The organism is Crocosphaera sp. XPORK-15E (genome assembly GCF_034931425.1).
Lineage (GTDB): Bacteria > Cyanobacteriota > Cyanobacteriia > Cyanobacteriales > Microcystaceae > UHCC-0190.
The window spans coordinates 1-14,034 of sequence record NZ_JAYGHQ010000037.1; the positions used below are offsets into that span (position 1 = coordinate 1).

Consider the following 14,034-nt stretch of genomic DNA (forward strand, 5'->3'; position numbering starts at 1 on the left):
TTTAATCGTGTTGATGATGAGTTAGTTAGTCTATTTTAGAAATCCATGATAGATTCTGAGAAAAATAATCCTGAAGAAACTCCTAATAACTATCAGGGAGAAGTGACCACTTTATTAGGAGAACTTCTAGAAAATAAAGATGATGAATTTGTTGCCAAAGTCATGACATTGGTGTTTAAATTAGGGGTAAATCCTGACGATCCTATGTTTGTCATCTTAGGAGCATTAGGAAACCTGGAATTCCTCTTAGAATCCGCTCCTGCTGCTTTACAAGAACAGTTTAAGGAGTGGCGACAAGACATTGGTAAACTTCAGGAACAAGAGCATAAGAAGGCGATCTCTGATTACAAAAAAGATATTTCCCGCGCTGTTGGGGAATTAATTACCTTAACTGAAAAACGTGCTAAGAGTTCGTTTAAATCGTTGGTTCCTGCGGGGGCCATACTTCTGGGAACCTTCTGTTTCGGGGCGTTTATGGGTATTACTGTACCCCCTTGGTTAGAAGGGGGTTATAGTAACAAAAAGTTAACCCAAACCCAAGCTGAGTCCCTAAATTGGGCTATGAGTGGTGAGGGGAAATATGCCCGACAAATTATGGAATGGAATAAGGGCTATTTTGCGAATTGTGAACAAGATGTGCAGAAATTGGGGGTAAAATTAAGTTATGGAACACAAGAACGTATTAATGGTTTTTGTGTTGTTTGGGTGAAACCGCCTGGGCAGAGGAAGGGTACACCTTGAGCAATTAATTTTATTCTTTTCTTTTTTGCAGACCTAAGTTAGCAAGACCCCAAGATCCAAGTGTTAATAAGCCCAAAAATAGAGAGGGTTCAGGCACAGGTGTGATCCCTGTGACACTATCATCTCCCTCAATTAGACCCTGAGCCGATGCAGAAACAAAACCAGAAAAACTGCCCATAAAATCAGTAAAGAGTAAGTCCGCAGGGGAGAGAGAACCTGGGACTCCAAACTCATAAGGATTTCCCGTAAATGTTAACGTATTGGGAGAAAAACTACTCAAGGAAAAAACAGCTTGGTCAATACCAGGATCTAAAATGCCTTTTGTCCCTCGATCTAAAAGCATCAAAGCATCAATATCATCATCAGCAGTTAATCCCATTGCTGAATTATCAGCAAAGATATTAAATGTACCATTTCCACTACTGATTAAAATATCACTCGATAAGCCATTGGTTCCAAATCCATTAGTAGCTGAGAAAAAATCAATGGAGAAATAAATATTTCCTCCCCCAAAATTAGAAGATAAACTATTCAATCCATCCCCAAATAAACCAGGTGTTAATCCTAATGATGGCGCATCACCTAGTAATTTATTTGTCCCACTAAATGAAGGATCGCCTCTAAAAATACTACTGCTTTGTTGTCCAATAAGTGCTTGTTTATTAACCGCCGTTTCTGGTAATCCTGTGGAGGTTTTATCAACGGTAAAAGCTAAAGAACGAGTAATTGGATCTCCTCCATAAGAAAGGGCGTTTAAACTATCAAAAACTCCCCCAAAAAAGTCATCTTGTAAACCTAGATCCGTCCCTGAAACAACAATGTTTAATCCTGGTTCGAGAATATCATCAGGAGTAATAACTCCATCAATGGAGGAAGAACTAGGATCTAGGCTAAAATTAAAGCCAAATGACGGGGTTGTATAAGTAAAACTTCCTATTAATAGAGAAGCCGTCATCATTGCTAATGATTTATGATTCATAGTGGTTTTTTGTCAATGGTGGCTATGACTGAACTGTTGGGTTAAAGACTGAGAACAGTTTGATATTAGCGTTATATTTAATGTAATCTGGCAATAATTTTAGGATTTCTTCCAAAAAATGCGATTATAATGTATATTTGACTCTAAAATTTAAGTTAGGTTACTAATTGTAAACTAACTTTGATTTTTATAAAGTTTTTTATCAAAAGTGATTCGCCCCAAAAAGATGAAACTAGACTTGAAGGAAGTTGTTTAAAACTGAGAATTTCCTGAAATAAGACCGATAATTCCATGAGAAGGCGCATGGGTTGAGAGTTCTTGGTGTCAAATTTGCTAAACCATTTTAAGTTGATTTAAGTTAAAAATTTAAGAGGAAAAACAATGGATGGTGTTGTAGAAACCTTATATGATCAGCAGATTAATAATGGAATTGGGGAAAATGGTATTAGTATTGCAGCCAATTTAGATCCTTTTTCTACCTCAATAAAATTATCAAATGGAATGTTGTCAGCAGGGATTAGTTCTTTGGACTCCCCTGAATTATCACCAGAAGCGATCGCAGCTTTTAGTGAACCTATTATTGCATCAGAATTGGCGATAGAGGAGGAATGGTTAGAGAATTGGGAAACAACCTTTCCGCAAGAAGTAATTGATGAGCTATTAAATCCTAATAATTTTAGTATTACTAGCACTCCTGCAATGATTCCCAATGAAGCACCGATTTTTGAGGGAAGAAATCCAGCGATCGCAGGTTCGAGTGCCACCCTGATTTTTGACCAAGATTTGAATAACCCTGTGTTTTATTGGCAATCGAGTGATTCGGTGTTAGGAGATATTAACGCTACGATTGACACAGCAGCGGGGGTAGGGACGAGATGGAAGTATAATGAGGCTCAAAATTGTCTATTTTTCCAAGGAACAGCCGATGGTGCGATAATCAACGGTGCGATTATCGGAAATCAAGGAATGGTGAGAGTGTTCAAAGATGGTCGAATGAATAACTTTGTCTTTGAGTCACAAGAGCTTTCTCGTTCTCCACAGAGCAAAGGGGGAGGTATAGGGGGACATCCAGCAGGTTGTGATTGTGTAAGTTGTTGTGGTGATAAGACTGACACTCAATCAACCCAAGATGGTACAGGGAGTGCTTCTCAAGGTAATAATTCTGAAACAAAATCATCTAACCATTTATTAGCAAGTTTAGGGGGACAAAGTGGCAATGTCTATGCTGATCGCGGAGAATTGATGCAACGGGAGACGGATCTATATATTCCGGGTCGTTCTAGTGCAGGATCTCAATTAAATTATTCTTTCACTCGCCATTATAGTTCTCAAATTGACGATAGTGAAAGTCTTGTAGGGAATAACTGGAAACATGAATATTTTCAGAAACTAGAGTTTCAAATTGATGGCAGTATTATTTATGACGATGGGTTAGATCGTCAAGATCGTTTCTATTTGAATGACATGGGAGATGGTTATGAATCTCCTACTGAAATCTTTAAAGTTTTGACGGAAAATAATGATGGAACGTTTGATTTAAGAACCCCTAATGGAATTGTTCATCAATTCGATGAAGAAGGAAAGTTAATTGAAATTAGCGATCGCAATGATAATTTTGTCACCCTACAATACAATGTAGATGATCAGATGATCCGTTTTGTCGATACGTTGGGACGAAGTATTGACTATAATTACATCAGTGGTGGCTTAAATAATGGAAAATTAGATAATATTACCGATTTTGATGGCAGAACGGTTGACTTTACCTATGATAGCAATGGGAATTTAATTGAAGTAACGTCTCCCACTGTAACAGGGACACCTAACGGAAATGACTTTGTTAATGGTAAAACCACCCGTTATAGTTATAGTTCTGGATTTAGTGACGATCGCCTCAATCATAATTTATTAACCGTAACTCGTCCTAATGAAGTGGCCAATGGGGGAGATGCTGTATTAACTATTGAATATGGTACTCAATTGGGAACAGTCGAGTTTGATAAAGTTATTGGTCAAACCTATAGGGGAACAAATACATCGGGAGTTGAGGCGGGGGGAAGTTATACGCTAGATTATGAGTTATTAACGGTAAGTGGTAGTTCTAGCGATCCTAATGAAGCGGTAATACGAACAACGGAAACGGATCGTAATGGCAATATTACCGAGTATGATTACAATCAATTAGGGTATGCACTCTCGATTAAGGAGTTTACGAAAGGATTACGCAATGGTGAACCTGAATTCTTTGAAACAACGTTTGAATACAATGCAGATGGACGTTTAATCAGTAAAACCGCTTCTGAAGGCAATACAACACAATATACTTATGATGAGAGTAATCCTTCACGATTTGCAAATGGGAATATTTTATCTTCGGTGACGACACCAGACGCAGACAGAGGGGGAGATCAGACGCAAATTCAAACATTAAATATCTATGAACCTATTTATCAGTTATTCTCCCTCAGAGTCGATCCCAGAGGGTTAGATCCCAACTTTACACCCCCTATTGCTGAACCTGATGGACGTACTCAACAAGAACGCTACAGTACCCGTTATTTCTACGATTACCAAGAAGCGGATGCTAGTATCATTTTACCCTTGTTGGCAGCAGAATTAGGCACAACGGAAGGGGATGTTCAAGCACAACTAACCGCAGCCGGAATACAATTAGGATTAGGAGATTTAAACCAAGATGGAAGCATTACGACCTCTATTGCAGGGAATTTAATCCGAATTGAAGCACCTTCCCCTGTTTTATTAGCAGGATCTAATCAAGCAGTTATTGAAGGAGATCAACTGCAAGATGTTGTTACCTTATATCGTTATAATCAATTTGGACAAATGACTTCACTGGTAGATCCTGAAGGAAATGTCCATACTTATGAATATTATGCGGAAAATGACCCAGATGGGGATGGAAATATTACTGCACCTCCTGCTGACGGACGTACATTAGATGGTACGACGGGAGGCTATCTCAGACAAACCATTGAGGATGATTCCCACTTTGCCAATGCTAACAATAATAATGGTGCAACTCCCACTCAAATCTCTACCGAGTATGAATATGATAATGTGGGGAATATTACCAGTATTACTGATGGTCGGGGAATACGCACCGAATTTGTGGTTAATGAACTCAATCAAGTTGTAAGAACGATTCGTGCTGCGGATGTTCCCGTTTCTGGTGGTGGAAATAGTGATGAACCTTTAGATTTAACGGCCTTTAGTTATATTGAAGATACCTTCTATGATGCTAATGATAATGTCATTCAGCGTCGGGTAGAAGATCGAGGGGATACGTCTAATACGGGTGGTTTTGTCGATACTTTCTACACCTATGACATTTTAGATAATGTGGTTCAAATGAGTGCAGAAGTGGATCTTAATGCGTCTTTGGTGACTCGTTATCGATATGATGCTAACGAAAATCTAACCTTAACCCTATCTCCTGAAGGAAATGCCACAACTTCCCTTTATGATGAACGAGACTTATTCTTCCAGACGACTTATGGCGCATTAAACGCAACTTCTGAAACCTTAAGCGCACCTTCGGGATCTTATGATGTACGGGGTGGGTTAGCTTCAACGATGACTTATAACTATGATGGCAATCGTAACCTAGTCGAAGTGGTAGATGCAGAGGATACAGACCAATCTACAGGAAATAATAGCAGTATTGCTGGCAATGGAGACGTTACTACCTACACTTATGATGGATATGATCGCCGTATTGCGGTTATTGATGCAGTAGGAAATGAAACCCAATACAATTATGATCCTGTGAGTAATGTAGTCCGAGTCCGCACGTTTGGAACAATTGGAGGTGCTAGTCCTACTAATAATAATGGCACAAATAATGTCTTATTGAGCGAAACAACCTATCAATACGATGAATTAAACCGTCTCTTCCAACAAGATTATACTCTCTTTGTTTCTGATGGTGTTAATACCGTTCGCACCCCTGAATTAAGCGATGGTAGCTTAACCCCCAATGATGATAAGGTGACGATGCGTTATGAATACGATCGCAAGTCTCGTCAAACCTTTATGATCCAAGATGATGAGGATACCTACGAAACGGGTTATGATGGGGCAGATAGAACTATATTTACCTTAGATCCAGAAGGAAATACCGTAGAATTTGCCTACGATGACAATAATAACCTCATTGAAACCAAAGAGACGGATGTATCGCAAATTGCAGGAATAGATGATGAAGTCTTCTTAACCACCTATTTCTATGACAGTCTCAACCGCTTACAGCAAAGTGTGGATAATATTGGACAAGCGATGTTCTATCGTTATGATTCTCGTAGTAATCTAGTAGCAATGGCGGATGCACAGGGAACAGTAACAGGAAATAGCATTAATCGTCGTGAATTTGCCAATGGTGCGTTAACGGTTAATAATATCAATGATTTTGGTAATGTCACCCAATATTTCTATGATGGTATCAGTCGTAAGCTACGAGAAGAACAAATCTTAACTGCTTCGGGTGACGGAGATGGGGTTAATATTGGTGCAACGATTGAAGGGATTAAGACAACTACACCCACACCAGACAGTTCTCAAGGCGGTGGAGATGGTATTATTCGTACTGGATACGTTTATGATGATAATTCCTTATTGTCTGCGTTGGTAGATGATCAGGGTAATGTGACTATCTATCTCTACGATAACCAAAACCGTAAAGTTGCTGAAACTAAAGGGTTAACGGTTGATTCTACCTTTACGAAAGCGAATATCTTAGGATCTCGTGAGATTATTACCCCAACAGTGACAACGATTAATAATCCTCTGGTGATTGCGACTGCATTAATTAATAATCAGTTAACGGATATTGATACAGGGTTAGCAGATATTGCCTCATTGTTCCCCAGTTTAGCGGATCAAGTGGATGATACCCCACCGACAACGATTGTTTATGGTTATGATCTTGATAGTAATGTGGTGATTCTCGAAGATGAAAACGATTCTGAGACATTTACGAAATATGATGCCATAAATCGAGGCATTGCGACCAGAATCTTCCGCTTTGGACAAACGGACAGCTTTATTGGCGATCCTATTTTCGCACCTAACCCTGTCAGTGATCCGTCTAATCCTAGCAGTACCTTCCCTGCAATAGTGGGTACGAATAGCAATAACTACGAATATGATGGTTTATCTCGCTTAACCCGTGCAACGGATAATAATGATCCCACTGATACCAGTGATGATTCTGTTGTTACCTTTGCCTATGATAGTCTCAGTCGGGTGATTGAAGAAACGCAACAAATCGGTAATTTACCCCTACAAGCGACATCTTCGGGTTATGAGTCAGATACCCGTGTCTCTGTGACTTATCCCAATGGACGGAAGTTACTCTATACTTATGATGGGTTAGATCGGATTAAAACCATCAAAGATGATGGAGAAAGTCTAAATCTAGTCGAATACGATTATATGGGTGCAGGACGAGTGTTAGAACGTCGTTCTCCTACTAATGGTACTCGCATGACTTATCTTAACGATGCAGGAGATACGGATATTGGTTATGACGGGTTACGTCGTACTGTCACTTTACGCAACTTAGAAGCTGATGATACCTTAATTGTTGGCTTTGAATATGGGTATGATCGGATGAATAACCGCACCTTCAAGCGTTTACTCCATGATTTAGCTAATAGTGATCTTTATGAGTATGATTCTGTCTATCGTTTAATTAATTTTGAACGAGGGGAATTAAATGCACAGGGAGACGCTATTATTACCCCGTCAACAGAGGTATCCCAAGGACAAGACTGGAATCTTGATGGTGTGGGTAATTGGGATACTAGCACGATTTTTGATGAAAATGGCAATCCTATAGTTGATGATCGGGAACATTCATCCTTTAATGAGTTAACGACGCAAAATGGCGCAACCTTACGCTATGACGATAATGGTAATTTAGTGGAAGATGCTGACTACACCTATCAATATGATTCCCGTAACCGTCTGCGAATAGCGACTCGTAAAGGGGATGGAGTGGTAGCTGAATACCTCTATGATGCGATGGGACGACGTATTCGTAAGGAAGTGAGCAATTCTGGCGCAAATGATGGGGTTACGGACTTCTATTATGATGGAAATCGGGTAGTAGAGGAACGAGATGGTAGTAATGTCCTGACTCAGCAATTTGTCTATGGTAATTATATTGATGAAGTGGTGATCATGGATCGTAATTTGGATGGGGATGATTCGGCGATCGGTTCTGGGGATCAACGTTACCATTACCATCAAGATGCGCTGTACTCTGTTTATGCGGTAACGGATGAAAATGGGGATATTGCGGAGAGTTACCTCTATGATCCCTATGGTGAGGTGACGGTATTCGATGCTAATGGGAATATTGTTCCTCCTCATCCTTGGGGTGCAGCGAATAGTTTGATTGATAATCCTTATTTGTTTACGGGACGGCGATTTGATGAGGAAACGGGGTTATATTATTATCGTGCAAGGTATTTGGATGCTGATCAGGGTCGGTTTATTTCAAGAGATCCGATCGGGTACAATGGCGGTATAAATTTGTATCAGGCGTATTTTGTTCCGAATGGGGTTGATCCCACAGGATTAATAGAACCAATTACAATTACAATAATAGGTAGCGGGATAGTTGTAGTTGGAGGTGCGATTACTGCGTACTACGCAAATGGATGTACTGTGGGTACAACTATAGTCGCCACTTATATAGAAGACTGCTACGTTTGGTGTTTTAGACCCGATCCTTGCTGGTATCAATTCTCCTTTTATAAAGGTTGGGGGAAATATCAAGGAACTCGTACAGAGGTCTGTCAAAGGAATTGGGTAGGTCGAGGATCATTTTATCCAGTCCTTGGTAATGCAGGTCAGGTATCGAAAAATATAACAGTACCTTGCAATGCAGGATGTGAACCAGGTGATAGACAATCTGTTTCCAGGGCTGGGACGCATCATGAAGAACCCTAGGCGATCGCCAAACCATTGCAACTCCGACATGACTTTATATTTAAGTGCGATCGCTGATCTTGTAGTAGCCTGTAGGGTGCGTTCGGTGAAACCATTTGAACCTTCAAAATTTCCTTGATGTGAGAACGCACCACCCATTCCATCACATTATGGTGGGGTACGCTAACTATGATTTTGCTTAATCCGATTTTACCTGCGATCGTTTTTACACTATTCGGCGCGTTACGCTGTGACTAACACACCCTACACAAATTTATTTAAAGGGCGATCGCTAATTAAACCGCATTTAACTGTTAGACAAATTTTTGGTGTTTTTTCTGTCAACTTAATCTACGATTGAGGTAATGGTCGGTTAAGGCAAGATGTCAATGTATGAGAGTAGAACCCCTAAAATCCGCCAAAACCGTCACCATTTATAAAGCTCCCCAACAAGGCAAAAGTCAAAAACTGATCAAAGAAGGGTTTCAAACCGATGATTTTCCCTATGCTCCTCCTTATTTTGATGGAAATTGCTATTTTGCTGGTCCCAATGACCGAAGTATTGCTGAAGAATTTAATCAGAGTTATGGAGAGGGAATTCTTGAAGTTATCATAGACCAAGGCAGCTATGATCAATACTTTAAACCGTATGAATATCGTTATGATGAAAAAGATAATCGTGAACGGATTGAGGTAGTGATTCCTCAAAATTTATTTTCCATCCTGAATCAATTTCCACGAGTTCTTAAACCAAAGTAAATAATATGAATACAACTAACTGGGAACATATCAAATCAAAATACAAAATCGGTCAATTTGTGCAAGGTGAAGTCGAATTTCAGACACCTTATGGCGTTTTTGTCAACCTTAATGAACCTCTCGTTAAAGGATTAATTAAAATTCCCGATTTCTTAGACGAAGGAGAAATGAAACCCGAAATGTATCCAGAAGTCGGAAAAATGATTGGGGCAGTTGTTGTTGGGTATAATGAAAGTAATTGCCGTGAAATCTATTTAAACGCCAAGCCAAGTGTTTTACACCAAATCCTAGTCCCTCTAAAGCTTCCTGCTGTCATTTAATAGCGATCACATCGCCTTCGTAGGTTGGTCCCTTGCGAACCCCTATTATGAAACAAAATTACTGATGCAATTAACAAACGAAATCCAACAACCCCATCTGTTACGCTTTCTTTGGGTTTGCGATGGTCAACCCAATTTACAATTGAATTGATGTGGTAGAAGGCGATCATTTCAAACATGAAACCCAACATCTACCACTCAACAAAATATACCCATCAAACTGACTTCCGTGCGATCACTTTTTTTTGTTGGGTTTTCTTCGTCAACTACGCAACAATGCAACTAAGTTAAAACAGATACTTTCTCAATCAAGGAATCATCTGCTGTTTCCCTTTCAAAAAGTTCCTTTAATGCTTCTTCCCCTCTAATTTCTCCATTACTAATAAATTTTTCAACTTCAATATCGCCATTCTCTAAAAATTCAATTTCCCAACGTTCCCCCACTATAGAAACTGTTATCATAATTGCTTCATCTTGATGATGAGAAATTTGATAATTAATTTTTTGCTGTTGCAATTGATTTAAAAAAGTAAGAAACTTATTAAATAAATCTGTTTTCATTTGTCAAATCTCCGATCACTTAGTAGTTTACGCATAGCTTTGAATCCTTTTAAATTCGCATTGGCACTGGATTCAACTTCTTTCCCAGTCATCTGATTAATTTCATCCCAACTTGGTGAACCTTCAGGTAATTGTGCTTGTTTGATACTTCCTTTTTTTTGATTGAGAATATCAATCACTCTTTTCTGTGAAAAACGATGAACAATAAGCTTTTAGTCCTTTATTCTTAACTTGCCTATAATTATCTTAGCTGATGTAGGAATTATTTCAACAAAGCTTAAAAAATAGAACTTTTGAGTTCATGAAGTTTGTGTTTGTCCAAAAACACACAAAAACAAAAATTGATAATAAAACCATCTTTTTTTTCTCAAAGCTTAATACTTCATTATTAATGTTGTGAATAATAAAAATACTCAATCAACTAAAAGTTTAGAGAAATCTCAAATAATCTACCCCCAAGTATTTTACCCACCCCCACTGCAATCTTTTCTAAAGCAGCAGCAGCTAATTTATCCCCGATATCTTAAACCCCAATATCCCCAAAGTATTTGGGATTTTCCGGTTAATAAAGATACTGTCAAGATCATTGGAAGCATTGGTTTACTGATCTTAGGTTTTGTTATCGTTGTTCAGGGGTTATCCTTGAGTGCAACTGTTTCCGGTTTAGCCTCCTGGGGTGGTGTAACGTGGGGATTATGGCAATTTACCCGTTGGTGGGAAAGACGACGCAAACAGCATCAGCTAAGGTTTCAACCGAACTATGAAGCACAATTAAAGCAATGGCAACGAGCGATGAAAGTGCGCGATCGCTACTTGAAAAATACTAACAAACATCAACAGAAACAAGTTGAGCAAAGACAACAGAAATTAAGGGATTTGTTAAAGGGTAAAGTTGAGCAACCTATGGGTGATAGTAATGCTCCTAAAGGTGTCAGTGAAACAATGTTTTTAGAGGTGTTAAAGACGGTTTTTCCTCAGATTGAATTTGGGGGAGAGTTCCCGATTCCTGGGAGTCGTCTTTGTTATAGTATAGACATAGCTTTTGTTGATGAGAATACGGGATTATCGATTGATATTGAAATTGATGAACCTTACGAGGGTAAAACGAAAAAGCCTCATCATTGTTTAGATGATGATAAAGATAGAAATCGTAACCGCTTTTTTAATGATAGGAACTGGGTAGTGATTCGCTTTGCTGAGGAACAAGTGGTCAAAAATTCTCACGGTTGTTGTCGGTATTTAGCTGATGTTGTTGTTAGTTTAACCCAAGATGAATCATTATTAGAAAAAGTCAAAGATTTGCCAACCTTAGAGCCGATAAAAGCTTGGACTAGCTCAGAATCAAAGCAGATGGCTGTGTGGCGATATCGGGAACGGTATTTACAGGAAACGGGGGTTTATCGACAAGATAATCGGGAATCTAAAAAAAAGATTAATTAAGTTGTTATTCAAGAGAAAACACCGTTGTCTCTCTTGATTTGTTGTCAAAAAAAAGAGATAATTGTTTGTAGGAAAAAATCAATGACCAAACATGACTTCTTATCAAACCAAACTAACCCTTGACAAATCTCAGCAGATTGTTCTTTCTGATTTGCCATTTAAAGAAGGAACAAGACTTACTATTAATATTGAAGTTATCGAAGAAGAAAATCCTAAAGCTTCGTCAGATTTTGATGAATTATTAGATAATACTAAAGGCATTTGGACAAAAGGAGATGGCTTAGAATATCAAAGAAAAATTCGAGAGGAATGGTCATGAAACGATTATTAGATTCTTGTATTCTCATCGATCATTTCAATGGTATTACCCAAGCGACTACCTATCTTAAAACTTATAAAGATAACTGTTGTATTTCCGTAATAACTAAAGCTGAAGTTTTAATCGGATTCGATCAGGAAACGGCTTTTTATCAAGCCGAACAAGTTTTATCTTATTTTCAACTAATTGAACTTGATAAAACCATTACTGATTTTGTTATTCAATTGCGTCGTGAGCAAATTAAGAAAAAGCTCAATAAGGAACCAAATGAAAAGGTTATACAATGGAAATTGCCAGATGCCATTCAAGCAGCCATTGCTCTCCATTATAACCTCAAATTAGTCACCCATAATACTAAAGATTTTGACATCAGACAACATAGTTTTATTGAAATTCCCTATACTCTTTAACTTACCTGTTCATGGCTAATCCTTTTGTTGTAGCTTGCTTAATTTTTTCCTGTTTTATATACTCCTTAACTGAATCTGAAGTCCATTTATTTACATCAGCTTGAGTTAAACCAGGGCTATTTTCAGGTAAAGCTGATAACCATTGGGTTTTCTTTGTAACAGGCTCTACTCCTGTAAAACGGGCTTTCATTTTAATACTATCATCTTTATTGTCTTTAATGGTTAGATAATGACCATCATAATCAAAGGTTAAATGTGGCCCTTTAAAATGTCGAGTATCAGAAGTTTGTGGGTCTTGTAGTTTCAGGTATTCTAAAGCAATAGGGGCCACAAGTTCAGTTCTTTGTTGTTGTTCCATGAGATGATTAATGTCAAATTCAGGGTCAGAAGAAATGTTGTTAATTGATAAGTAAGTTGGTTTAGGTGATTCTGTATTTGATGATAGAGAATCACTTAAATTATGATCAATGTTATCATCTAAATTCTTATCTATTTTAACAGTATTAAATTGAGTAGCAACACTGGCCATGTCTCTGTCTTTAACTCGGTTTTTTTCAACAGCAGTGTTAGATGATTTAGGAACTAATTTATAAGAATCACTCGGTTTCTTTAATTGACTAGATTGTTCTTCCCTCCTTGATTTTTGTTGTAGTTGAGGGACTTCTGTTGACCTAATTGTCTGAGAAAAAGCCCCTTGATTTTTGTCTAATCGTTCTTGTCTTTGTTTCTCGGATAAAGGGGGAATTGATGTTAATTTTACCTGATAAGGACTAACCGAAGAAATCTCCGATAAATTATTATTATATACACCATTAGTTCTTTGTTCAATTAAGTTCCGAGTGGCGGTAGGAACATCAGATTCAACCATCCAAAAGACACCATAACCTCGCTCTGTTTCTAACTTAATTTTAGCATCATCAGGGGACAATAAAACATAAGGAATGTCTTGGTTATTAAGAAAGTTTTTGGTCGCTTCTACTTGCTTCATATCGACTGTTAAGCCTAATGTTGGCACAACTTCAATGTTCCCATTAGGTAATTGCCAATCTTGGTCAAATTGATGAAGTATGGGGGGTTGAGTTGTTATCGCTTCAATCAAATAATTGACAGAAGGAGCAAGTTTTTTCTTTTCTTGATTAGCCGATTGTTGCCATTGACCAAATTCAGGATATTCTATAGTATTAGAGTCAATATTAATCCGCGCTGCTGTCACTCTTGAAGTAATTTGAGCTTCAAAAGTTGCCCCATCTTTAAATAATCCAACTTTGTTTAATGCTTCTTTTGAAGCTTTTTGATTGGTGGTGAATTCCCCAATAGGTAATAAACTGCCATCAGCTTGTTTAATATTAGCTATCATTGCCTTTTTCTGAGGAGTTTCTAAGGAGAGTGTTAACTTAACTGTCTCTCCCTTAAAATCCTTCTCTTTGAGGTCTTTATCTGCTAAAAAATGAGACTTTTCTATTTTAAAAGAAATGCCTTGAGAGGTGGTAGCAATAAGTTCTCTTGTGTTACCTTCTCCATAACTATTTAAGGTTACTTCAAAATTTAATT

At 38.1% G+C, this 14,034-nt stretch carries 10 protein-coding genes and 1 pseudogene; 7 read left to right on the forward strand and 4 right to left on the reverse strand.

Annotation, left to right across the window (positions count from 1 at the left end):
• Nucleotides 1-45: 45 nt before the first annotated feature.
• Complete coding sequence (locus tag VB691_RS23335; protein ID WP_323293926.1) at nucleotides 46-741, forward strand: DUF6753 family protein; 696 nt, start codon at nucleotides 46-48, stop codon at nucleotides 739-741.
• 10 nt (nucleotides 742-751) lie between these two features.
• On the opposite strand, the gene VB691_RS23340 is transcribed toward VB691_RS23335, so the two are convergent.
• Entirely contained in the window at nucleotides 752-1,720 is a 969-nt protein-coding gene (locus VB691_RS23340) for a hypothetical protein (RefSeq protein WP_323293927.1), read from the reverse strand.
• A gap of 381 nt (nucleotides 1,721-2,101) precedes the next feature.
• Here VB691_RS23340 and VB691_RS23345 point away from each other — a divergent pair, with 381 nt between their 5' ends.
• From VB691_RS23345 to VB691_RS23355, 3 genes are all read left to right on the forward strand, one after another.
• Complete coding sequence (locus tag VB691_RS23345) at nucleotides 2,102-8,695, forward strand: RHS repeat-associated core domain-containing protein (RefSeq protein ID WP_323293928.1); 6,594 nt, start codon at nucleotides 2,102-2,104, stop codon at nucleotides 8,693-8,695.
• Nucleotides 8,696-9,067: 372 nt separating this feature from the next.
• Complete coding sequence (locus VB691_RS23350) at nucleotides 9,068-9,433, forward strand: hypothetical protein (protein WP_323293929.1); 366 nt, start codon at nucleotides 9,068-9,070, stop codon at nucleotides 9,431-9,433.
• A gap of 5 nt (nucleotides 9,434-9,438) precedes the next feature.
• Nucleotides 9,439-9,753, forward strand: a complete 315-nt coding sequence (locus VB691_RS23355) for a S1 RNA-binding domain-containing protein (protein WP_323293930.1) — start codon at nucleotides 9,439-9,441, stop codon at nucleotides 9,751-9,753.
• Nucleotides 9,754-10,035: 282 nt separating this feature from the next.
• On the opposite strand, the gene VB691_RS23360 is transcribed toward VB691_RS23355, so the two are convergent.
• Nucleotides 10,036-10,314 carry a hypothetical protein gene (locus VB691_RS23360; protein WP_323293931.1) on the reverse strand — a complete coding sequence of 93 codons (279 nt, stop codon included), beginning with the start codon at nucleotides 10,312-10,314 and terminating at the stop codon, nucleotides 10,036-10,038.
• Nucleotides 10,311-10,493: a hypothetical protein gene (locus VB691_RS23365; RefSeq protein WP_323293932.1), complete on the reverse strand. Its 183-nt coding sequence runs from the start codon at nucleotides 10,491-10,493 to the stop codon at nucleotides 10,311-10,313. Before VB691_RS23365 ends, VB691_RS23360 begins: the two co-directional genes overlap by 4 nt.
• A gap of 217 nt (nucleotides 10,494-10,710) precedes the next feature.
• On the opposite strand from VB691_RS23365, the gene VB691_RS23370 reads away from it, so the two are divergent.
• The 3 genes from VB691_RS23370 (at nucleotide 10,711) to VB691_RS23380 (ending at nucleotide 12,483) form a co-directional block, all read left to right on the forward strand.
• Nucleotides 10,711-11,754 carry a hypothetical protein gene (locus VB691_RS23370; RefSeq protein ID WP_323293933.1) on the forward strand — a complete coding sequence of 348 codons (1,044 nt, stop codon included), beginning with the start codon at nucleotides 10,711-10,713 and terminating at the stop codon, nucleotides 11,752-11,754.
• 91 nt (nucleotides 11,755-11,845) lie between these two features.
• A complete protein-coding gene (locus tag VB691_RS23375) occupies nucleotides 11,846-12,073 on the forward strand; it encodes a hypothetical protein (RefSeq protein WP_323293934.1) in 228 nt (75 codons plus the stop codon).
• On the forward strand, nucleotides 12,070-12,483 hold the full coding sequence (locus VB691_RS23380) for a PIN domain-containing protein (RefSeq protein WP_323293935.1): 414 nt from the start codon (nucleotides 12,070-12,072) through the stop codon (nucleotides 12,481-12,483). The genes VB691_RS23375 and VB691_RS23380 overlap by 4 nt, the downstream gene beginning before the upstream one ends.
• Before the next feature lies 1 nt (nucleotide 12,484).
• Here VB691_RS23380 and VB691_RS23385 read toward each other — a convergent pair.
• Nucleotides 12,485-14,034: pseudogene (locus VB691_RS23385) on the reverse strand (hypothetical protein); the annotation flags it as partial.